Annotated in this window: 18 protein-coding genes; 9 read left to right on the top strand and 9 right to left on the bottom strand. The window is 65.3% G+C overall.

The window, feature by feature from the left end:
- Positions 1 to 106: 106 nt before the first annotated feature.
- Positions 107 to 523 (bottom strand): DUF1761 domain-containing protein, encoded by a 417-nt coding sequence (locus U0C82_RS15510; protein ID WP_322188254.1) that lies wholly within the window; start codon positions 521 to 523, stop codon positions 107 to 109.
- A 158-nt stretch (positions 524 to 681) separates the two neighbouring features.
- Between U0C82_RS15510 and recJ the strand changes: the two genes are divergently transcribed.
- Positions 682 to 2,472: a single-stranded-DNA-specific exonuclease RecJ gene (gene recJ, locus U0C82_RS15505; protein ID WP_322188253.1), complete on the top strand. Its 1,791-nt coding sequence runs from the start codon at positions 682 to 684 to the stop codon at positions 2,470 to 2,472.
- Here the strand turns inward: recJ and U0C82_RS15500 are convergent.
- The 4 genes from U0C82_RS15500 to U0C82_RS15485 are packed head-to-tail and all read right to left on the bottom strand — an operon-like array spanning position 2,444 to position 7,949.
- Positions 2,444 to 3,451, bottom strand: coding sequence for an oligopeptide/dipeptide ABC transporter ATP-binding protein (locus tag U0C82_RS15500; protein WP_322188251.1), 1,008 nt, complete (start codon positions 3,449 to 3,451; stop codon positions 2,444 to 2,446). The genes recJ and U0C82_RS15500 overlap by 29 nt on opposite strands.
- The gene (locus U0C82_RS15495; RefSeq protein ID WP_322188249.1) at positions 3,448 to 5,397 is read right to left on the bottom strand and encodes a dipeptide/oligopeptide/nickel ABC transporter permease/ATP-binding protein; all 1,950 of its coding nucleotides are present in this window, start codon (positions 5,395 to 5,397) and stop codon (positions 3,448 to 3,450) included. The genes U0C82_RS15500 and U0C82_RS15495 overlap by 4 nt, the downstream gene beginning before the upstream one ends.
- Positions 5,394 to 6,338, bottom strand: coding sequence for an ABC transporter permease (locus U0C82_RS15490; RefSeq protein ID WP_322188248.1), 945 nt, complete (start codon positions 6,336 to 6,338; stop codon positions 5,394 to 5,396). Before U0C82_RS15490 ends, U0C82_RS15495 begins: the two co-directional genes overlap by 4 nt.
- Positions 6,339 to 6,392: 54 nt before the next feature.
- On the bottom strand, positions 6,393 to 7,949 hold the full coding sequence (locus U0C82_RS15485; protein ID WP_322188246.1) for an ABC transporter substrate-binding protein: 1,557 nt from the start codon (positions 7,947 to 7,949) through the stop codon (positions 6,393 to 6,395).
- 300 nt (positions 7,950 to 8,249) lie between these two features.
- Here U0C82_RS15485 and U0C82_RS15480 point away from each other — a divergent pair, with 300 nt between their 5' ends.
- Together U0C82_RS15480 and U0C82_RS15475 are read left to right on the top strand one after the other, a co-directional pair.
- Positions 8,250 to 9,161 carry a class I fructose-bisphosphate aldolase gene (locus U0C82_RS15480; RefSeq protein ID WP_322188244.1) on the top strand — a complete coding sequence of 304 codons (912 nt, stop codon included), beginning with the start codon at positions 8,250 to 8,252 and terminating at the stop codon, positions 9,159 to 9,161.
- A gap of 164 nt (positions 9,162 to 9,325) precedes the next feature.
- Positions 9,326 to 9,748, top strand: coding sequence for a thioredoxin family protein (locus tag U0C82_RS15475; protein ID WP_322188243.1), 423 nt, complete (start codon positions 9,326 to 9,328; stop codon positions 9,746 to 9,748).
- Between the two features lie 106 nt (positions 9,749 to 9,854).
- Here the strand turns inward: U0C82_RS15475 and U0C82_RS15470 are convergent, their stop codons facing one another.
- The 3 genes from U0C82_RS15470 to U0C82_RS15460 form a co-directional block, all read right to left on the bottom strand.
- Positions 9,855 to 10,259: a c-type cytochrome gene (locus U0C82_RS15470; protein WP_322188241.1), complete on the bottom strand. Its 405-nt coding sequence runs from the start codon at positions 10,257 to 10,259 to the stop codon at positions 9,855 to 9,857.
- A gap of 150 nt (positions 10,260 to 10,409) precedes the next feature.
- The gene (locus tag U0C82_RS15465; RefSeq protein ID WP_322188239.1) at positions 10,410 to 11,360 is read right to left on the bottom strand and encodes a carbohydrate kinase family protein; all 951 of its coding nucleotides are present in this window, start codon (positions 11,358 to 11,360) and stop codon (positions 10,410 to 10,412) included.
- Between the two features lie 144 nt (positions 11,361 to 11,504).
- Positions 11,505 to 12,245, bottom strand: a complete 741-nt coding sequence (locus U0C82_RS15460) for a DUF3750 domain-containing protein (RefSeq protein ID WP_322188237.1) — start codon at positions 12,243 to 12,245, stop codon at positions 11,505 to 11,507.
- Between the two features lie 176 nt (positions 12,246 to 12,421).
- Between U0C82_RS15460 and U0C82_RS15455 the strand changes: the two genes are divergently transcribed.
- On the top strand, positions 12,422 to 13,426 hold the full coding sequence (locus tag U0C82_RS15455; protein WP_322188236.1) for an asparaginase: 1,005 nt from the start codon (positions 12,422 to 12,424) through the stop codon (positions 13,424 to 13,426).
- 97 nt (positions 13,427 to 13,523) lie between these two features.
- A complete protein-coding gene (gene hisN / locus U0C82_RS15450) occupies positions 13,524 to 14,291 on the top strand; it encodes a histidinol-phosphatase (protein WP_322188235.1) in 768 nt (255 codons plus the stop codon).
- A gap of 263 nt (positions 14,292 to 14,554) precedes the next feature.
- On the opposite strand, the gene secA is transcribed toward hisN, so the two are convergent.
- Positions 14,555 to 17,293 (bottom strand): preprotein translocase subunit SecA, encoded by a 2,739-nt coding sequence (gene secA, locus U0C82_RS15445; RefSeq protein ID WP_322188233.1) that lies wholly within the window; start codon positions 17,291 to 17,293, stop codon positions 14,555 to 14,557.
- 313 nt (positions 17,294 to 17,606) lie between these two features.
- On the opposite strand from secA, the gene U0C82_RS15440 reads away from it, so the two are divergent.
- The 4 genes from U0C82_RS15440 to U0C82_RS15425 all read left to right on the top strand — a co-directional run bounded on the left by U0C82_RS15440 (position 17,607) and on the right by U0C82_RS15425 (position 21,076).
- Positions 17,607 to 18,506, top strand: coding sequence for a peptidylprolyl isomerase (locus U0C82_RS15440; RefSeq protein WP_322188232.1), 900 nt, complete (start codon positions 17,607 to 17,609; stop codon positions 18,504 to 18,506).
- 116 nt (positions 18,507 to 18,622) lie between these two features.
- Entirely contained in the window at positions 18,623 to 19,888 is a 1,266-nt protein-coding gene (gene argJ / locus U0C82_RS15435) for a bifunctional glutamate N-acetyltransferase/amino-acid acetyltransferase ArgJ (RefSeq protein ID WP_322188231.1), read from the top strand.
- The gene (locus tag U0C82_RS15430; RefSeq protein WP_322188229.1) at positions 19,869 to 20,657 is read left to right on the top strand and encodes a GNAT family N-acetyltransferase; all 789 of its coding nucleotides are present in this window, start codon (positions 19,869 to 19,871) and stop codon (positions 20,655 to 20,657) included. The genes argJ and U0C82_RS15430 overlap by 20 nt, the downstream gene beginning before the upstream one ends.
- A complete protein-coding gene (locus tag U0C82_RS15425) occupies positions 20,654 to 21,076 on the top strand; it encodes a (deoxy)nucleoside triphosphate pyrophosphohydrolase (RefSeq protein WP_322188227.1) in 423 nt (140 codons plus the stop codon). The genes U0C82_RS15430 and U0C82_RS15425 overlap by 4 nt, the downstream gene beginning before the upstream one ends.
- The last annotated feature ends 62 nt before the right edge of the window (positions 21,077 to 21,138 follow it).

The following is a 21,138-nucleotide window of genomic DNA, read 5'->3' as shown; positions in this document are numbered from 1 at the left end:
GTCTTTCGCATGATGCTGTTCGTCGATGGCAACGCTGTTACAACATCGTGCGCCGGCGACAAAGTCCTGCCGAAGCCGCCGCGAACGGCGCTGTCATGCCGTGCGATCAGCCCGTCATGCCCGGCGCGCCCGGCGGCGGAACGAGACCGATCGTCTTGAGGACGAGCGCCATGATGAACATCGCGCCCAGCCAGTGCCCGCAATGCAGCGCGATGGTGCCCGCCGTGACCCCGCGATAGCCAAGCGTCACGACGAGGGCCGGGACGACGAAGCCGATCCAGATGACGACGGCGCTGCCGAGCGCCATCACCCATTCTCCGGCTTCCGGCGGTGCGAGGATCAGGGCGCCCGCAAGGATCGCGCAGAGCCAGAATTCGGCGACGAAGGCCGCGGCAAGGAACCCGGTGCTCCGCGTTCCCGCCTCGGGGGCGGACGCAACGAGCCTCGTGCAGAGAAGACCGAAGACGAGGCTTGCGGCCGTCGCGGCGAAAATCGGAATGGCATTCATGACGATGTAGACCATCTGCGCTTCATTCCCCGGTGATCGCGGAGGCCGCCACGGCCTCGTTGTGCACCAAAGGCTACCGCCGGACGCCCCCGAATCAAGGCCTGCCGATTCCATCGACCGGGCGCCCTCACAATCGGCTCCCGTTTGCCGAACGAATTGGCTATGAAGCGCCGATGGGACGCGATGGAAAAACCTTCTTCGGCATCGAGCGCTCGCTCGGCGGTCGCAAATGGCAGGCGGCGCTGGACGAGCGCGGCGAAGCGCTGGCCCTCGCGATCAGTCAGAAACAGGGAATTGCGGAGATCGTCGCGCGGGTCCTGGCGGCGCGGGACGTGGGCGAGGACGATGCCGCGACGTTCCTGGCGCCGCGCCTGCGCGACCTGATGCCCGATCCTTCCGTTCTCACCGACATGGACAGCGCGGCCGATCGTCTCGCGAACGCCGTGGAGCGGCGGGAACGGGTCGCGATCTTCGGCGATTACGACGTCGACGGCGCTTCGTCCTCCGCGCTCCTGTGGCGCTATCTCCACCATTTCGGGATCGACGCGCGCATCTACATTCCGGACCGGATCACGGAAGGCTACGGTCCGAACGTTTCGGCCATGCAGGATCTGGCGTCCGAGGCGAGCCTCATCGTCACGGTGGATTGCGGCACATCCAGCTTCGAGCCGATCGAGGCCGCGAAACGCGCCGGCGCGGACGTCGTCGTCCTCGACCATCACCAGACCGGTCCGGATATTCCGGCTGCGAGCGCGCTCGTCAATCCGAACCGCCAGGACGATCTTGCGGGGCTTGGATATCTCTGCGCGGCCGGCGTGGTCTTCATGACGCTCGTCGCCGTCAACCGCGCGCTTCGTCGGCGCGGACGGCGCCAGGGCGATCTGCCCGACATCCTGTCCTGGCTCGACATCGTCGCGCTGGCGACCGTTTGCGACGTCGTTCCGCTGGTCGGGCTCAACCGCGCATTCGTGGTGCAGGGCGTGAAGATCATGCGGGCGCAAAAGAGCGCGGGCATCGCCGCCCTGACCCGTGTGGCCCGCCTGTCCGGTCCCGTCGAACCGCATCACCTGGGCTTCCTCATCGGCCCGCGCATCAATGCCGGCGGGCGGATCGGAGACGCGGCCCTCGGCAGCCGTCTCCTCTGCCTCGACGATGCCGAGGAGGCCGACGCGCTCGCGGTGCGTCTCGACGGTCTCAACCAGGAGCGACAGGCGATGGAGCAGCACATGCTGCGCGACGCCGAAGAGACCGCGATCCGCGAGATCGGCGAGGGCGAGGGGCCCGCCGTCCTCGTCACCGCGTCGGACGAATGGCACCCCGGCATCGTCGGCCTTCTGGCGTCCCGTTTGAAAGAGCGGTTCCGGCGGCCGGCCTTCGCCATCGCCTTCGATCGGAACGGACGCGGCTCGGGTTCCGGCCGTTCGATCGCCGGCGTCGATCTCGGGCGGATCGTGCGCGATGGCGTCGGCGAAGGGCTGCTTCTGAAGGGCGGCGGCCATGCGATGGCCGCCGGCATCACCATCGAGCGGGCAAGGCTCGGCGAGTTCCGCGCCTTTCTGGACGACAAAGCGAGGAATGCCGTCGCGGCGACCCGGGCGAGCGATGTCCTGAGGATCGACGGTGCGCTCAGCGCATCCGGGCTGACGCTTGACCTCTATCAGTCGATCGAGGCGGCCGGGCCCTTCGGACAGGGCCATGCGACACCGATCTTCGCCCTGCCGAACCACCGCATCGTGAACGCTTCCATCGTCGGCCACGCCCATGTCCGTGCGACGCTGGCCGGCCCGTCCGGCGGCAAGGTGGATGTCATCGCTTTCAAGCAGGCCGACACGGAGATCGGCGGGCGGCTCCTGAACCGCGCCGACCGCCCCGTCCATGTCGCGGGCTCCCTCTCGCTCGATCGCTTTCGCGGTCAGGAGAGCGTGCGGCTCCGCGTCATCGATCTCGCCGAGGCGAAGGATTGAGCGGCGATCGATCGGGAAGATCGAGGGGATATAGGCACGCCGCCCGGTGTTCGGGCCTGCGGCCCTTTACGTTTAGCTCGGGATCATGCGCGCGGCACTCGGCGGTGGCACGCGGACAGCGTTCGGCGAAGGCGCAGCCGTCCGGCGGGCGATAGGGATCGGGCAGTTCGCCGGTATCGCCGCCGGCGCTCACGCGCTTTTGGCCGGGCACCGGTGCCGAACGCAGCAGCAGATCCGTGTAGGGATGGAGCGGCGCGCGAAAGGCGCTTCTGTCCGCCGCTTCCTCCACGACGCGCCCGAAATACATGACGGCGAGTCGCGTCGCGACGCTCTCGACGACGGCCAGATCGTGGCTGATGAAGATGTAGGTGAGATCGCGCTCGCGCTTCAAGGTGCCGAGGAGGTTCAGCACCTGCGCCTGCACCGAGACGTCGAGCGCCGATACCGGCTCGTCGAGAACGATGATGTCGGGTTCGGCGGCGAGCGCGCGCGCGATGCCGATGCGTTGAGCCTGCCCGCCCGAGAACTCGTGCGGATAGCGCTCCAGAACCCTCATATCCAGCCCGACGGCTTCACACAGCTTTTCAAGCTTTTGTTTTCGCGCCTGTTTTCCCAGTCCCAGAAGATATTTCATCGGGGCTTCGAGGATCGTGTCGATCCGGTGGCGCGGATTGAGCGAGGAGACCGGATCCTGGAACACGTACTGGACGCGTTTGGCCAGCGCCCGGGCGCCGCCCTGCGTGAGGGCTCGGCCATCGAGGGCGATGGAGCCCTCGCTCGGCGCATCGAGCCCCACCAGCATGCGGGCAAGGGTCGACTTGCCGCATCCCGATTCGCCCACGATGCCGAGCGTGTCGCCGCGATGAAGGTCGAAATCGATGCCGCGAACGGCGGTGAGTTCAGGCTTCCTCGTGCCGAGGATCGAGCGACCGCCGCCGAACCGGCGCGTGAGCCCGCGCACTTCCAGAAGCGCGCTCATGCGTGCGTCTCCAGCCGTTCGCCCGGTGTCAGCGGATGGAGGCAGCGCGCTTCGATCGCCCCGCGCTTCGAGCGCATCGGGATCTCTCCGCGTCGGCAATCGGTCTTCGCGCGGGGACAGCGATCGGCGAAGGCGCAGCCGTCCGGCAGGCGATCGACCGCAGGCGGGCGTCCCCTGATCGCGGCAAGGCGCCGGTCGGGTTCGCCCATCACCGGCACGCAGTCGACGAGCATCCGCGTGTAGGGATGGGCAGGGTCCGCCATGACCTCCGCGGTCGGCCCGGTCTCGACGATCCTGCCGGCATACATGACCGCCACGCGATCCGCTATTTCGGAAATGACGCCGAAATCGTGAGTGATGAAGAGAACGGCGGTCCCGCGTTCGCGTCTGAGATCACCCAGCAACTTCAGCACCTGCGCCTGCACCGTCACGTCGAGAGCGGTGGTCGGCTCGTCGGCGACGATCAGCTTCGGATCGTTGGCGAGCGCCATGGCGATCGAGACGCGCTGGCGAAGTCCGCCGGAAAGTTCGTGGGGATAGGCATGCATGCGGGTTTCGGGGTTGGGGATGCGAACCTGCCGCATCAGCGCGACGGCGCGGGTGCGCGCCTCGCTTGCCGTGACGGCCTGATGGGCGCGGATCGCCTCGACGAGCTGGTCGCCCGCCGTCATCAGCGGATGGAGGGTCGCCAGCGGGTCCTGAAACACGTAGGCGATCGCACCGCCGCGAAGCGCGCGCAGGCGCGCGTCCGAGACGTGCAGCAGATCCTCGCCCTCGAACCCCACCCGGCCGCCGACAATATGGCCGGGCGGCGAGGGCACGAGGCCGGTGAGGCTCATGGCGGTGACGGACTTGCCGGACCCGGACTCGCCGATCAGCCCCAGGCACTCGCCGGCCGCAATGGTCAGATCGACGCCGCCGACCGCCCTGTGCACGCTGCGTCCGACTGAAAACTCGGTCTGGAGGTTTTCCACGTCGAGAACGCCGGACCCGCCGCGATCCGGATTGGCCGTTCGCGGGCGCGAGTCGACACTCGTTCGGGCCGAGGGCCGGGCGAGCGCGCCCGATTTCAGGCGCGGATCGAGAACGTCGCGAATACCGTCGCCGAGAAGGTTGATCGACAGGACGATGAGAAAGATCATCAATCCCGGCACCAGCGAGACGAAGGGGGCCGTGAACAGGACCTTCCGGCCTTCGCCGAGCATGGAGCCGAGATCGGCCTGGGGCGGCTGGGCGCCAAGGCCGAGAAAGGAGAGGCCTGCGGTTTCCAGGATCATCCAGCCGATGGTCGTGGACAGGGTGATGACGATCGTCGGCAGGACGTTCGGCAGGACCTCGCTGACGATGATGCGAAGGTTCGACTTGCCGGAGAGCCTCGCCGCATCGACGAAGTCCCGCCGCGCGAGCCCCACCGTCAGACCGCGAATGTTGCGGGCGAAGAAGGGCACGTTGACGATGGCGATCGCATAGAGCGCGTTGACGAGGCCGGGACCGAGGATGGCGACGATCGCGAGCGCCAGCAGAATGTAGGGAAAGGCCATCATCAGATCGATGACGCGCATCAGGATCTGGTCGGTGCGCCCGCCTGCATAACCGGCGACGAGGCCGATCGCCGAGCCGAGGACGGCGGCGATGAGCGAAGCGGAAAGACCGACGGCGAGGGAGACGCGCGTACCCCAGATCAATCGGGAGAGCATGTCGCGGCCGAGCGCGTCGGTGCCGAGAAGATGGCCGTTCGACAAGGGGCCGGCGAGGCGTCCCGCCGGATCGGTCGCGTTCGGATCGGCGAGCGGAAGGATCGGGGCGGCAAGCGCCACGAGGATGACGAGCGTCAGGACGGCGAGGCCGAAGGCCGCCAGCCGGTTGTTGAGGAGCAGGGAAAGCGGCGAGGGCCGTTCGGTGCTTCGTCCATGTCCGCTCTCCAAGGTGTCGGCCACCGCGCTCATTTCAGCCTCGGATCGAGCATGACCTGCAGGACGTCGGCCATCAGGTTGAAGAGGACGTAACAGGCGGCGACGACGAGAACGCCGCCTTGCACCAGCAGAATGTCGCGCTGGGAAATCGCGTTGACCAGCATCGCGCCGATGCCCGGCCACTGGAACACGGTCTCGATATAGACGGCGCCGCCGAGGACGAAACCGGCCTGGATGCCGATCACGGGAATGACCGAGACCAGCGCCACCCGGAACGCGTGTCCGTAGACGACCTTGCGTTCCGACAGACCCTTGGCCCGCGCCGTGCGGATATAATCCTGGCGCAGCACCTCGAGCATGGCCGTGCGGGTGAGGCGGGCGATCACGCCGGTCGCCACCACCGCCAGCGTGACCGCCGGCATCACGAGATGGTAGGCGACATCGAGGAAGCCGCCGCCACCATAGATCGCCTCCATGCCGCTTGCGGGAAACAGACGGACCCGCACCGCGAAACAGAGGATGAGAAGGAGGCCGAGGAGGAACGAGGGGACCGAGATGCCGACGAGCACGAGAAGCGTGATCGCCTTGTCGGCAAGACCGAACTGGCGGACCGCCGAAACGATGCCGGCGAGAAGCCCGAGGATCGAAGCCAGGACGAGCGACGCGCCGGCGAGGATGAGGGTTGCCTCGAAGCGCTCAAGCACCTCGTCGATCACCGGTCGGTTCAGCGCGTAGGAGCGGCCGAAATCGCCCTGCAGCACGCCGGAGACCCAGGCGAGGTATTGTTGCGGCAGAGACTTGTCGAGGCCGAGATCGGCGTTGAGCGCCCTGACGTTTTCGGGCGTCGCGTAGGAGCCGAGGATAGCGGTCGCCGGATCGCCGGGAATGAGCGCGATCATCGAGAAGACGATGACGGACAGCCCGATCAGCACCGGAACGGCGGCGAGGAGGCGCTTTGCGATGATGGCCGTCATGGTTCCGACCGTCCATCATCGCGGATCGCTGCAACGAGCCTTACGTTCAAACGCTCAGCCTTTCGAGACGTCTTTCAGGATGAGGAGGAAGCTCGGCTCGAGGGAGAAATTCTGGACCTGCGACCGTGCGACGGCGTTCTGCTTCCAGTTGGCGATGAAGGCCCACGGCGCGTCCTCGTGAACGATCCGCTGGATCTGGTTGTAATAGGTCGCGCGTTCGGCCTGATCCGTCGTCCGACGTGCCTTGTCCAGCAACGCGTCGACCTCCGGGTTGGCGTAATATCCCGAATTGAACCCGCCTTCCGACGGCACGGCGTCCGATCGCAGCGCCAGGAAGGGAAGCGTATCGGGATCGTTCGTCATCCACGCCATTTCCGCCATGTCCGCTTTACCCTCAAGGCCCTGGTTCACGTTGGAAAGAAACGTGTTCCACTCATAGGTCTCGATCCGGGCGGTCAGACCCACTTTCTCGAGATCGGCCTGGATGGCCGCGGCCATCGCCACCGGATCGAGCATGCCGGAACCGCCTTCGGCGACGTAGAACGTCACCGTCTGGCCGCTTGCGCCGGCCTCCTCGATCAGCGCGCGCGCCTTTTCGGGATCGTGCGGATAGGGCTCGACAGACCCGTCGTTCGCCCAGGTGAAGGCCGGTGGAATCGGGCCTGCCGCGACGTCGGCCGTGCCTTGGAGAACGTTCTCGGCAATCGCCTGCTTGTCGATCGCATAGTTGACGGCCTGCCGGACGCGCTTGTCGGCGAACGGCCCCTCCCTGGTGTTGAGGATCAGGAACCAGAGATGGGGTCCGGCTTCCTCGAACACCTCGAACGTCGCATCGTCGCGAAAGGTCTGGAGGCTGTCGGCGGGCACTTCGACCATCATGTCGAGGCCGCCCGACAGCATTTCGGCGACCCGGGTGTTGGCATCGGTGACCGGCCGGAACACCACAGCTTCCAGAGCCGGGGCGCCGTCCCAATGCTCGGCAAAGCCGGTCGCAACGACCCGCTGGTTGGCCGCCCACTCCTCGAACTCGAACGCGCCCGTGCCGACGGGATTGCGCCCGAATTCCTTGCCGAACGTCTCAACGGCCGTCGGCGAGACGATGAGGCCCGTCGGATAGGCAAGGTTCGACAGGAACGGCGCGAACGGCTCCTTCAACCTGAACTCCACCGTCGTCGGATCCGTCGCCGTGATCGTATCGATGGCCGAGAAGAAGAAAGCGAGGGGAAACGGACCGGTATCGTGAAACGGATGGTCCTCCTTCAGCATGCGTTCGAAGGTGAACTTCACCGCTTCGGCGTCGAACGGCGTGCCGTCGTGAAACGTCACGTCCTCACGCAGTTCGAAGGTATAGGTCAGGCCGTCATCCGAGATGCTCCAGTCGGTCGCTAGAGACGGTTCGACCTCCAGCGTGCCCTTCTTGAAGCGGACGAGACCGTCATACATGTTGACGAGGATGCGGAAGTCGTTGGTGGCCGTGCTCGCCTGCGGATCGAGCGATTTCGGCTCCGCGATCTGACCGACGAGCAGCACACCCGGCGGCGTTTGCGCGAGGGCGGGCGTGGCGAAGAGAAGCGAAAAGGCCGCGATGCCCGCGGTGAGCCATTTGAACACGAATGCGCTCCATCTGGTTCGGCATTGATACTCAAGCATGGCCGAAACCACAGTGGTTTCAACCCGTCATCGGCCGGAAACGCACCATTCGGGCCGATCGTCCCCGGGCCGAACCGGCGCCGACGGCATGGTTTGCGCCCATGACGGCGTGATCACGAAACCGGATCGCGGCGGGCCTAAACCGATTTTATGGCGCATCCCGCCAGCTGGCGACTTTACTGTCGCGCTGGTTCGAACAATACACGGACATGATAAGGCGGACGTCTCAGCAGACGCCGTAAACCCATCGAAAGGCCGACCATGATCAGAACCGACAAAGTCCGCGAAATCCTCTCCTGGTACGAGGGTGAAACGCCTGGTCTCAAATCCAACCTTTCGCGACTTCTCATGCATGGACGCCTCGCCGGCACAGGTCGCGTGGTCATCCTGCCGGTCGACCAGGGATACGAGCACGGTCCCGCCCGCAGCTTCGCGCCGAATCCGGCCGCCTACGATCCCCACTATCTCTACGAACTCGCCATCGACGGCGGCGTGTCCGGCTACGCCGCGCCCCTCGGTCTTCTGGAGCAGGGCGCCGACACGTTCGCCGGCGAGGTGCCGCTTATCCTGAAGCTCAATTCGGGCAACTCGCTCGTTTCGGGCAATGATCAGGCGCTGACCGGCACCGTGGAAGACGCGATGCGCCTCGGCTGCGTCGGCGTCGGCTTCACCATCTATCCGGGCTCCGAATCGTCCTACGAAATGCTCGAAGAGCTGCGTGAACTGAGCCTCAAGGCCAAGTCGCGCGGTCTCATGACCGTGGTCTGGTCCTATCCGCGCGGCGGCAAGGTGACCAAGGACGGCGAAACCGGCCTCGACGTCATCGCATATGCGGCCCACATGGCGGCGCTCATGGGCGCGACCATCATCAAGGTGAAGCTGCCGGCCGACCATCTCGATATCGATGCGGCGAAATCGACCTACGAAAAACACCCGGTCGACACCACGAGCTCCGTGGAACGCGTCAAACACATCATGCAGGCATCGTTCAACGGCAAGCGCCTCGTCGTGTTCTCCGGCGGTGCGGCCAAGAACACCTCCGAGCTCCTCGAGGAAGTCCGGGCGATCCGCGATGGCGGCGGCAACGGGTCGATCATCGGTCGCAACTCGTTCCAGCGCTCGAAGGAAGACGCGATCGAGCTTCTGAACGCGGTCATGGACATCTACGCCTGACGATCGGCCACCGACCTGTCCACGCGCGACGTTCGCGATCGAAAGGGCCCGCCGCGTGCGGGCCCTTTCGATTCCGTCTGAACGGCGTAAAACGGAGTCTCGCTACGCACGGGCGATGCGCGTTCGGCTGACCGCGTTGCAAAACAGTGTCCGCGAGGGAGAGGATGAAACTGAATGTCCGCGCCGGGAGCCTGATGCTCGCCGCATCGCTCGCGGCCACGGTTCGCCCCGCCGTTTCAGCCGAGCTTCTGGTGTTCGAGCAGGCCGGATGCCCTTACTGCCTGAAGTTCGACATGGAGATCGCCCCGGACTATGCGCAGAGCGAGGTCGGCCGGCGCGCGCCCTTGAGGCGGGTCGATATCTTCGACGATCGCCGCGGCGGTTATGACGATATCGAACCGGCCGTCTTCACGCCGACCTTCGTGATGATCGACGATGCCGGCGAGGAAGTCGGCCGCCTCCAGGGCTATCCCGGCAGGCGATATTTCTATGGCGAGATCCAGCCGATGTTCGACAGGCTCGCCGCGACCGATCAAGCCTCGAAGGGCGCGGCGCGTCCGGCCGGTCCTGCGTCACGGCAGGAATGACAGCGTCGAACGGAAGGCGAGCGCCACACGAAAAAAGGCGCGGGCTCGAAGCCCACGCCCTTCATCGTTCAATCGTCATGTCCCGAATGACCGGGCGCCGCATCGATTACTGCGCGGTCGTGCCGTCCGCGTTGAAGGTCTTGAGGTAGGCGATGACGTTGTCGAGGTCTTCCTGCTTCTTCAGACCGGCGAAGGCCATCTTGGTGCCCTTGACGGTGCCGCGGGGATCCGCGAGCCAGGTGGACATGAGCTCGTCGCTCCACTCTTCCTTGTCGGCCGCCCATTCGGTGAAGGCCGGCGAGAAATTGTAGCCCTCGGCAACCCCCGGCTTCTCGCTGAAGACACCGTTCAACTGCGGGCCGATGCCGTTCTTGGCGCCTTCGCCGACTTTGTGGCAAGCCTGGCAGCGCTTGAAGACGTTCGCGCCGGCTTCCGCATCCTGCGCCTGCACAGGGGCCGCCAACGAGAGTGCAAAGCCGGCGCTTGCGGCGACAAGAGTGAGATAACGCATAAGTTTCCTCCCGAAAAAAAGGTTCGTCAGTACCCGACCGACACCGTCATATGTGACAAGGCCGCCAGTTTACAATTGTTCCAAGTCAACACTGACGATTTCATGCACACTTTCGCGTGCCGACCGTCGGACCCGCGGTGGTCGGCGGCATCAGGCCAGGACGTCCAAGCCAAGATCGGACCGCCGCGGCAAATCCGCTCCCTGCCGCGAGCAGGTGATCGCGGCCGCTTTCATCGCGAACCTAAGCATGGCGTGGATTTCCTCGGACGTGCAGCGCGAAAGCCCCTCGCGTGAGAGACGGTCCTTCTCCATCAGCCAGACGATGAGGCCGGCCTGGAAGGTGTCCCCGGCACCGACCGTATCCACGACGGTGATACGCTGACTGTCCTCGAAGGCGCGTATGCCGGACCGCGTGGCCGCTTTCGCGCCCTTGCCTCCAAGCGTGATGACCACAATCTCTGCGCCTTGCTCCAGCCAGTCCGCCTGAACCTCCTCGATCGGGCGTCCGGGATAGAGCATGTCGAGATCTTCCTCGCTGGCCTTCACGAGCGTCGCCATCGGCACGATCTCGCGCACCTTGTCACGCCATATCCCGACGTCGGGCTCGATCGAGAGACGGATGTTCGGATCGTAGGAGATGAACTTGGTGGTGCTTTCCCGTTTCGCCAGCGCGATCAGCGTCGAGGCCGTCGGCTCCGTGACGGTCGCGTAGGACGCCAGATGCAGGCCGACGACGTCGCTGAGCTCGCCCGGCAGCTCGTGGGTCTCGATGGAGCGGTCCGCCGTTCCGTCGATATAGAAGTCGTAGACGGCGGTGCCGGTCTCGTCGAGCGATACGATGGCGAGCGTCGTGTGCCGGTCCGTCGGGATCGAGTAGCGGCGGTCGATCTTTTCCTGGTCCATGAAGGCGGCCAGCTTCCTGCCGAACAGATCGCTCGAGATCTTGGTGAAGAACCCCGCCGGGTGGCCCAACCGTGCAATGCCGAGGGCGACGTTCAGCGGCGAGCCGCCGACACGGCCGGACAGTCCGATCGCCGCGACATCGTCGCTCTCCTCGATACCGAACAGATCGAACAGCGAATCGCCGCATGACAGATACATGAAATGAAATCTCCCTCGTTTGGCGCACCATATCGCCGCGCGGGCGATAGATCAGCGGTTCTGGGCCGCCAAACCCGTAAATATTTGCAGGAGGCCCGGCCGATCGCTTTCCCGCGAGCGCACGACAGTTCGAGGCGTGTGAGGTCAGGTGAGGGAAAAGGTGCCGAATGCCGGGATCTTGATCGAAAGGTCGCCGGGATTGATGCCGGCGACCAAACCGAGGAAATTGATCTCCAGACCGGCCTCCGGCCCGATCACGATGCCCGCATATCCGAACAGCGACGCACGAAGCTCGGAGCGATCGCGGTCGAACGAGGCAAGCTCGCCATCGGCCGGGTAGTCGCGCCCGACGGCGACGGGAGACAGCATCACAGGCAATTCCGGGACGTCCCTGAGGACCGAGGCGACGAACGTGTTCGAGTTCGGGCCGGGAAAGATCCTGTAATCGCCATGCTTGGAAAAGCGATATTGGTCGATGGCGGCACGCAATTTCGGAATCAGGCGTTCGGCGTCTTCGCCATGCGCCTCGGCGAGAATATAAGGCGTGTTGGAGTACCATCGCGCATCGGCATCATAGCCGTTTCGTCGCAGCGGATTGCCCCAGCCGACGACATCCCAGCGTTCGTATTCGCTCTCGCCCGGATCCTTCAGGACCAGCCAGGAATGCTCCGAGATCGCACCCTTGATGCCGCCGGTTCTGGCGGCCATCACGTAGACGACGGCGTCGGTCACCTCGCTCGCTCGCGGCAGGACGCCGGACGAAGACCAGTTCGCTTCGCGCCAGGACCGCGGATTGTCGCCGATCCACCAGAGCGCCCCCGAAAGAAGCACGGGCAGGACGAACACGACCAGAATGAACAGGAGGACGAGGCGCACGAACTTCATGGAACTCCGGGGCGGGAAACAGGCAGAAGGGATCGACCGGCGTCATCGATACGGGCATACTGGGCCGCAATTGGGGCGCACCCGTCATCGCCGGGCTCGCTCGATCCCGAATTGGCATCCTTCGCGTCTCGTTCCAGATACGCAGCGACGATCGGCCACACATCCAGGACGCACGCTTGACCAATCCCGTACTCGTCGAATCCACGCGCGGCTCCCTTGCCGAATGTCTGTACAGGGGGGCCTATGCCGTCGTGGACGGCGATGGAGCCATCGTCGCCAGCGCCGGAAACATCGAACGCCCGATGTTCCCACGCTCCGCCATCAAGGTGTTTCAGGCGATCCCGCTGATCGAGACGGGCGCGGCGGACCGGTTCGGGCTTTCCGACGCCGACCTCTCGCTCGCCTGCGCCTCCCATTCGGGCGAGACGGGCCATGTCGCCCGGGCGCAAGCCATGCTCGCGCGCGCCGGCCTCGACGCGGCCCAGCTCGAATGCGGCTGCCACTGGCCCTTCGACGTGCCGGTGGCGCTCGCGCTTGCCAGAACGGGCGACACGCCCGGGCAACTCCACAACAATTGCTCGGGCAAGCATGCCGGCTTTCTCTGCACGGCGGTCCATGAGAACGAGACCCTGGATCGGTACGTCGCGGCCGATCATCCGGTTCAGGCGCGCGCCCGGCAGGTGATCGAGGATCTGACCGGAACGGATCTCGGGGCCGATGCCTGCGGCACCGACGGGTGCTCGATCCCGACCTATGCCGCCCCGCTTCGCGCCTTCGCCATGGGTTTTGCCAAGCTCGTCTCCGGCAAGGCGGTGGCGGAGGACCGCGCGCGTGCCGGTCGCCGGCTGATCGAGGCCTGCATGGCCCATCCGTGGGAAATGTCGGGCACGAACCGGGCCTGCCTTGCTCTCATGCAAGCCGCGCCCGGGCGGGTGTTCGCCAAGACCGGTGCCGATGGCGTTTATTGCGGCGCGATCCCAGAACTCGAGTTCGGGTTCGCCCTGAAGATCGACGATGGCGCGACCCGGGCTGCCGAATCGCTCGCGGCCGCGATCATCGGCCAGGCCTTCGCTTCGTCCGACCCGGACATCGCGCGATCCTACGATGCGCTCGCCCGCACCGATCTGAAGAATTGGGAGGGCCTGACGGTGGGCGAAGTGCGACCGGTGAAGCCGGCCTGAAACGCGCGAGAGGCGCACGGGCCACGAAACGTTCGCTCCACCACGAGCCGTCCCCCATTCGAACCCCACGAAAGCCGGATCTACGACGTTGAACGACATGAGCGACCGCGACTTCCTTCTCTTCCTCGCCGACGCGGCGGATGCCGTGACCATGCCGCTGTTTCGCCAGCCCATCGGCGTGGACAACAAGCTCGAGGGCGACTTCGACCCGGTGACCGAGGCCGACCGGGCCGCCGAGCGCGCGATTCGCGATACGATCCGTGCGCGATATCCGCAGGATGCGATTCTCGGCGAGGAGTATGGCGAAGAGGGCGAAAGCGCCCGCAAATGGGTGATCGATCCGATCGACGGAACGCGGCTCTTCATTTCCGGCGTTCCGCTCTGGGGCACGCTGGTGGGACTGACCGAGGACGGGCGCGCGACCACGGGCGTCATGTCGCAACCCTTTACCGGCGAGCGGTTCATCGCCGGACCCTGGGGCGCGGAACATGTGCGGCACGGGGAGGCAAGGCCGATCTCGGTTCGCAAGACCACGCGGATCGAGGACGCCGTCATGTTCACGACATCGCCGCGTCACTTCCACGGCGAGGTGCGCGAGCGCTTCGAGGGTCTCGAAGCGGCAACGAGACTCACCCGCTTCGGCACCGATTGCTACGCCTTCTGCATGCTGGCGTCGGGACATGCGGATCTCGTCGTCGAGCGCGATCTGAAGCCCTACGACATCGTCGCGCTGATCCCGATCATCGAGCGGGCGGGCGGGGTCGTCACCGACTGGAGCGGCGGGCGCATGGAGGAGGGCGGTCACCTCGTCGCCGCGGCGACGCCCGAACTCCACGCGGCGGCGTTGAGAATGCTGAACGGCTGAGGCCGCTGTCTTAAGGCGGGAGTGCGGCTTTCGCAGACCGGCGCTTCTACTCATATCGGCGGGGAACGGACGGTCAGGCCTGCGGACGCGCCCGCGTTCTTCGGCCGCGTCCGTCCCGTTCCGAAAGCGACGAACGCCGGCTGAACGCCTGTCGTAACGTTTGCCGCGCCGCCCGGGACCGCGATATCTGCGCGGCCCGGCTGGTCATTCCATCGTCGCACCCGCATTCGATGCGCATGCGACGATGAAGGGTGCGTTCGGCGTCAGGCGTAGGCGCCGTGACAATGCTTGAACTTCTTGCCGGAACCGCAAGGACATGGTTCGTTGCGTCCGACCTGGCCCCATTCGTCCGACTTGTCGGGATTGACCCTGAGGCCGTCGGCGGCGGCGGGCGTGAAGTTCGCGGTCAGCCGGTCCGAACCGTCACCCATCGTGTCCTCGCCGGACGTCGCGTCGAAGTGGTGGGCTTCCATTTCCTCGGGCAGCGAGGGCGCGGTCTGCTCGCTGGCCTGCTGCATGACCTCCACCTGCATGATCTGCGTGGTCACGCGTTCGCGCATGTTGGCGAGCATGCTCTGGAACAGCTCGAACGCTTCCGATTTGTACTCGTTCAGCGGATCGCGCTGGGCATAGCCGCGGAAGCCGACGACCGACCGCAGATGGTCGAGATTGACCAGATGCTCGCGCCAGAGGCCATCGATCGTCTGGAGAACGAGCGAGCGCTGCACATAGGCCATCATGTCCGGGCCGAAGCGTTCGGTCTTGTCGGCGACCAGCTTGTCGGCCGCCTCGATCATCCGCTCGCGAATGTCGTCCTCGGCCACGCCTTCCTCGTTCGCCCATTCCACGACGGGCAGGTCGAGGTTCAGGATCTCGCGCGTATCGTTGCGAAGCTCCGCGGTCGTCCACTGCTCCGGATAGCTCTTTTCGGGAATATGGCGCTTGACCAGATTCTCGATCGTCTCGTGGCGCATGTCGGTGGTCGTCTCGTCGACCTCCTGCGGGCTGGCCTCCATCAGCTCGACGCGCTGGTCGAACACGACGCGGCGCTGATCGTTCATGACGTCATCGTACTTCAGAAGATTCTTGCGGATGTCGAAGTTGCGCGCCTCGACCTTCTTCTGGGCCCGTTCGAGGGCCTTGTTGATCCACGGATGGACGATCGCCTCGTCCTCCTTCAGTCCGAGCTTCTGCAGCATTCCGTCCATGCGGTCGGAACCGAAGATGCGCATCAGATCGTCCTGGAGCGAAAGATAGAACTTCGACCGGCCGGGATCGCCCTGGCGGCCCGAACGGCCGCGCAACTGATTGTCGATGCGCCGCGATTCGTGGCGCTCGGTGGCAAGCACGTAGAGGCCGCCATTCTCGATCGCCTTCTGCTTGAGGAGCGCGGTCTCGGCGCGGATCGCAGCTTCCGCCTTCGTGCGTTCGGGCCCTTCGGGCATGTCGCCAAGCTCGTTGTCGATCCGAAGCTGGGGATTGCCGCCGAGCTGGATATCGGTGCCGCGACCGGCCATGTTGGTGGCGATCGTGACGGCACCCGGCACGCCGGCCTGTGCGACGATGCCGGCCTCTTCCTCGTGGTGACGCGCGTTCAGGACCTTGAAGTTCTTCAGGCCGTCCCGCTTCAGCCGTTCGGCCAGAAGCTCGGATTTCTCGATCGACGTCGTGCCGACGAGGATCGGCTGCCCGCGCGAATGGGCGTCGATGATCTCGTTGCTGATCGCCTTGAACTTCTCCTCGAAGCTCCGATAAACCTCGTCGTCCTCGTCGATCCGGGCGATGGGGAGGTTGGTCGGCACCTCGATCACGTCGAGCCCATAGATATCGCCGAACTCGGCCGCTTCCGTCTGGGCCGTGCCCGTCATGCCCGACAGCTTTTCGTACATGCGGAAATAGTTCTGGAAGGTGATGGAGGCCAGCGTCTGGTTTTCCGGCTGGATCGTCACCTTCTCCTTGGCTTCCAGCGCCTGGTGAAGACCTTCGGAGAAGCGGCGACCCGGCATCATGCGGCCAGTGAATTCGTCGATGATCACGACATCGTTGCCGCGAACGATGTAGTCCTTGTCGCGCTGGAAGAGATGGTGAGCCTTCAGGGCGTTGTTGATGTGGTGCACGACGGCGACGTTCTCGATATCGTAGAGCGAGGCCCCCTGAAGATGACCGGCCGCCTCCAGAAGGCGCTCCAGCTTCTCGGTGCCGTCCTCCGTGAACGTGACGGTGCGCTGCTTCTCATCGAGATCGAAATCCTCCCGCGATAGCTGCGGGATGAAGCCGTCGAGCGTCATGTAGAGGTCCGAGCGGTCGTCGAGCGGCCCGGAGATGATGAGCGGCGTGCGCGCCTCGTCGATCAGGATCGAGTCCACCTCGTCGACGATGGCGTAATGGTGTCCGCGCTGCACCATCTGGGCCCGCTCGTACTTCATGTTGTCGCGCAGATAGTCGAAACCGAGCTCGTTGTTCGTGCCGTAGGTCACGTCGCAGGCATAGGCCTCGCGCCGCTGGGCATCGCTCATGCCGTGCACGATGACGCCGGTCGAAAGCCCCAGGAACCTGTAGAGGCGGCTCATCTCAGCCGCGTCGCGGCTGGCGAGATAGTCGTTGACGGTAACGACGTGGACGCCCTTTTCCGAAAGGCTGTTGAGATAGACGGCCAGCGTCGCGACGAGGGTCTTGCCTTCGCCGGTCTTCATCTCGGCGATGTTGCCGTTGTGAAGGACGATGCCGCCGATGATCTGCACATCGAAATGCCGCAGGCCGAGCGTGCGCTTCGACGCCTCCCGGACGACCGCGAAGGCGGGCACGAGCAGATCGTCCACCGACGTGCCGGCCGCGATCTTCGCCTTGAACTCGTCGGTCTTGGCGCGCAGTTCGGCATCGCTGAGCGCCGACAATTCGCCCTCGAGGGCGTTCACCGCATCGATCTGATGACGATGTTTCCTGACGAGCCTGTCGTTCGAGGAACCAAGCAGTTTACGGGCGATCCCGCCGAAACCCAGCATGAACCAGTCCTTCTCGACCTGTTGCGATTTGACCGGTCATCTACACCGGACCGAGCCCGGCCGCCGCGCTCTCGTAATGACCCGCGATTGGCCACGGGGAGCCTTGGCAAAAGTTAATCCGAAGGCGGCTGGACTTTCGGGACGGGCGAGAGATAAGAGTGCCCCAAACCGATGTCAACGGCGCACATGCTGCCATTTCCGCTCGGCGCAGGCATTGTAAGGCCATGTTTCCGGTGGTTTGTCGATGCCCCGAGGGCCATTCCGGCCGGTCTGTCTCATCGCATGTTCACGTCTACGAGGATGAAGCCCCATCATGGCCCACAGCAAACATCTCGGTCTTATCGCCGCCACGCTCGCCGCCGGTCTCCTGTCCGGCGCTGCGGCCTTCGCGCAATCCCCGGTCGTCGCGACGGTCGGATCCGAGGAGATCACGGAAGCCGATCTGGCGGCGGCGCAGGCGGAGATCGGCAGCGATTTCCAGCGCGTCCCCGAGGAGCAGCGCAAGATCGCGGTTCTCGCGGCGCTGATCGACATCAAGGCGCTCGCCCAGGAGGCCGAGAAGGCCTCGATGCAGGACAATCCCGAGACCACCGCCACCATCGACTTCCTGCGTGATCGCACCCTGCACAATGCCTATTTCGCCAAGGAGGGCGTCGAGACGGTCACCGAGGAGGAGCTGCGGGCGCGCTACGAGAAGGAAATCGCGGCCGTCGAACCTCAGGAAGAGGTGCATGCGCGCCATATCCTCCTGAAGAGCGAGGCCGACGCCAAGGCGGTGATCCAGGAACTGCAGGACGGGACGGATTTCGCGGAACTCGCCAAGGAAAAATCCACCGGTCCGACGGGTCCGAACGGCGGCGATCTCGGCTTCTTCTCCGCCGGCCAGATGGTCCCCGAGTTCGAGAAGGCGGCATTCGCGCTCGAACCCGGTTCGTTCACGACCGAACCCGTCCAGACCCAGTTCGGCTGGCACGTCATCAAGGTCGACGAGAAGCGCAAGGCCGAAGGGCCCAGCTTCGAACAGGTGCAGGAGCAGATCCAGCGCGTCGTGCTACAGGAAAAATATGTCGGCCTCGTCGGCAAGGCGCGCGAGGAGCTCGGCGTGACCTATGTCGACCCGGCGGTGAAGGGCCAGATGGACGAATTGAAGGCGCAGAGCGATGCGGCCGCCGCAGCTGCCGCGCCGAGCGAAAGCACGCCGGACGCCAACTGAGGGATCGCTGGAATTTTCTTCCGGCCGCCAATATGCGAAGAGACCGTCTGTCGAGGGCGGTCTTTTTTCGTTAGAGCGACCCGCTCCGTTACCTGACGCTCGATAGGGATATCCGAATGGCGCATAAGTCCGATCCGAAGACGGCACCCAACATCTCACCGCTCGCACCCGAAGCGATCGCGGACGTGCCGGGCATTGATGGCGTGCGTATCGCCACCGCCGCGGCCGGGATCAAGCATGCCGATCGCACCGATCTCCTGATGATGGTGTTCGACAAGCCGGCCGCGGTCGCGGGCGTCTTCACGACCTCGCGCTGCTCGTCGGCGCCGGTCGATGTCTGCCGGCGCAACCTCCTCGTCGGACGGGCAAGGGCTCTCGTCGTCAATTCGGGCAACTCGAACGCCTTCACCGGCAAGAAGGGCGAAGAATCGACGCGCCTGACGGCGGAAGCGGCCGCGAAGGCCGTCGGATGCGAGCCCAACGAGGTGTTTCTGGCCTCCACCGGGGTGATCGGTGAACCGCTCGACCCGAACAAGTTCGTCGGGCGCCTTGCCGGTCTTGCCACCGAGGCCACGCCCGATCGCTGGCGCGACGCCGCCGACGCGATCATGACCACGGACACCTATCCGAAGATCCTGTCGGCCAGCCCGTCGATCGGCGGCGTGGAGGTCACGATCAACGGCATCGCCAAGGGTGCCGGCATGATCGCGCCGGACATGGCGACGATGCTCTCCTTCATCGCCACGGACGCGCCGATCTCGGCGCCGGTGCTGCAGAGGATGCTCACCGACGCCACCGCGCCGAGCTTCAACTCGACCACCGTCGACGGCGATACGTCGACGTCCGACACGCTCCTGATGTTCGCGACGGGCACCGCCATGGCCCGCGATTGCCCGGCCATCACCGATTTCGACGACAGCCGCCTCGACGAATTCAAGGCCGCCCTCGGCGGCCTCTGCCTCGATCTGGCGCGACAGATCGCCCGCGACGGCGAAGGCGCGCGCAAGGAAATCGTCGTGACGGTGAAGGGCGCGGTGAGCGATCGTTCGGCCAAGCGGATCGCCATGTCGATCGCGAATTCGCCGCTCGTGAAAACCGCCGCGGCCGGCGAGGACGCCAATTGGGGCCGCGTCGTCATGGCCGTCGGCAAGGCCGGGGAGGAGGCCGACCGGGATCGCCTGCAGATCTCGTTCGGCGACGTGCGCGTCGCCGTCGACGGCGCGCGCGATCCCGACTACGAGGAAGCGGCGGCAGCGGCCGTCATGAAACGCGACACGATCGAGATCGGCGTCGACATCGGGCTCGGCGAGGGTTGCTGGACCGTTTATACCTGTGATCTCACAAAGGACTATGTGGGCATCAATGGCGACTACAGAAGCTGAAACGACGATGCAGCTCGCCAAGGTCCGGCGCCTCGAAGCGCTGGGCTTTCGCGCATTTCCGGCGACATTGACCGAGTTCGACGGCACTTGGGCGATCCGCCTGACCCCGGCCTACCCGGCCAAGCGCCTGAACTCGGTCAACCCGCTCGACCCCGCCGACAATCAGCGCCTTGGCGAGCGGATAGGAATGGCGGCGAAGCGGTTTCTGGAAGTCGGACGCCCGCTGACCTTCCGCATGTCGCCCCTGGCGTCCAAGGCGCTGGTGGACCATTTCGATCGCGAGCACTGGACGTGCTTCGACGAGACCTGCGTCCTGACGGCCGACCTGTCGGATATCGATCTCGGGGGCACGATCGATCGGTTGCCATTCAAGGATGTCGAACGCTACGTCGCGGCCAGTCTCACCGTCCACGGCCGGTCCGGGCGGCTGGCAAACGGTCTGAAGCGCGTGATCGAGGATATTGCGCCGGTGAAAACCATGTTCGTCAGCCAGTCGCCTGAAGGCGAGCCGCTCGGCGTCGCGATGGCGATCCACGAACGCGACATCAGCGGGCTTCTCGACGTGGCGGTGGCGGCCGAGCGGCGCGGAGAGGGGCTCGGCCGCGATCTCGTCCGCTCGGCCCTCGGCCATGTTCGTCACCGGGGCGCGAAGTCGGCCTGGGTCCAGGTGGAGGCGAACAACGTTCCGGGCCTGTCGCTTTATCGCTCGCTCGGTTTCAGGGAAGCCTATCGCTACGTCTACCGGACGCCGCCTGGGGCCAAGCCTTGAGCGAGGCCAGGGCGAGCCGGCCCATTCTTCTCGTCGCCGCCTGCGCCCTGATCGATGCGGACGGGCGTATCCTTCTTGCCCAACGACCCGAGGGAAAGAGCCTTGCAGGCCTCTGGGAGTTCCCGGGCGGCAAGGTCGAGCCGGGCGAGTCGCCCGAGCAAAGCCTGATTAGGGAACTGCGCGAGGAGCTCGGCGTCGAGACGAGAGAGTCCTGTCTCGCACCGCTCACATTCGCCAGTCATCGCTACGAGACGTTTCATCTCCTGATGCCGCTCTACGTGTGCCGGCGGTTCGAGGGAATGGCACGCGGTCTGGAAGGTCAGGCGATCAGATGGGTGCGCGCGAGGGATCTCCGCGCCTTCGCGATGCCGCCAGCCGACGAACCGCTCATCGCCCCGCTCGTCGAACTCCTCGGATAGGCCGGGTCTTGGCCTCTCGAACGCGGTCGTTTACGGTTTGAAAACACCCGGCCCATATTGAT

It is taken from the genome of Fulvimarina uroteuthidis, from assembly GCF_034321785.1.
GTDB classification, from domain to species: Bacteria; Pseudomonadota; Alphaproteobacteria; order Rhizobiales; family Rhizobiaceae; genus Fulvimarina; species Fulvimarina uroteuthidis.
Note: the sequence above shows the minus strand (reverse complement) of the source record. Positions and strands in the feature narration are given on the sequence as shown.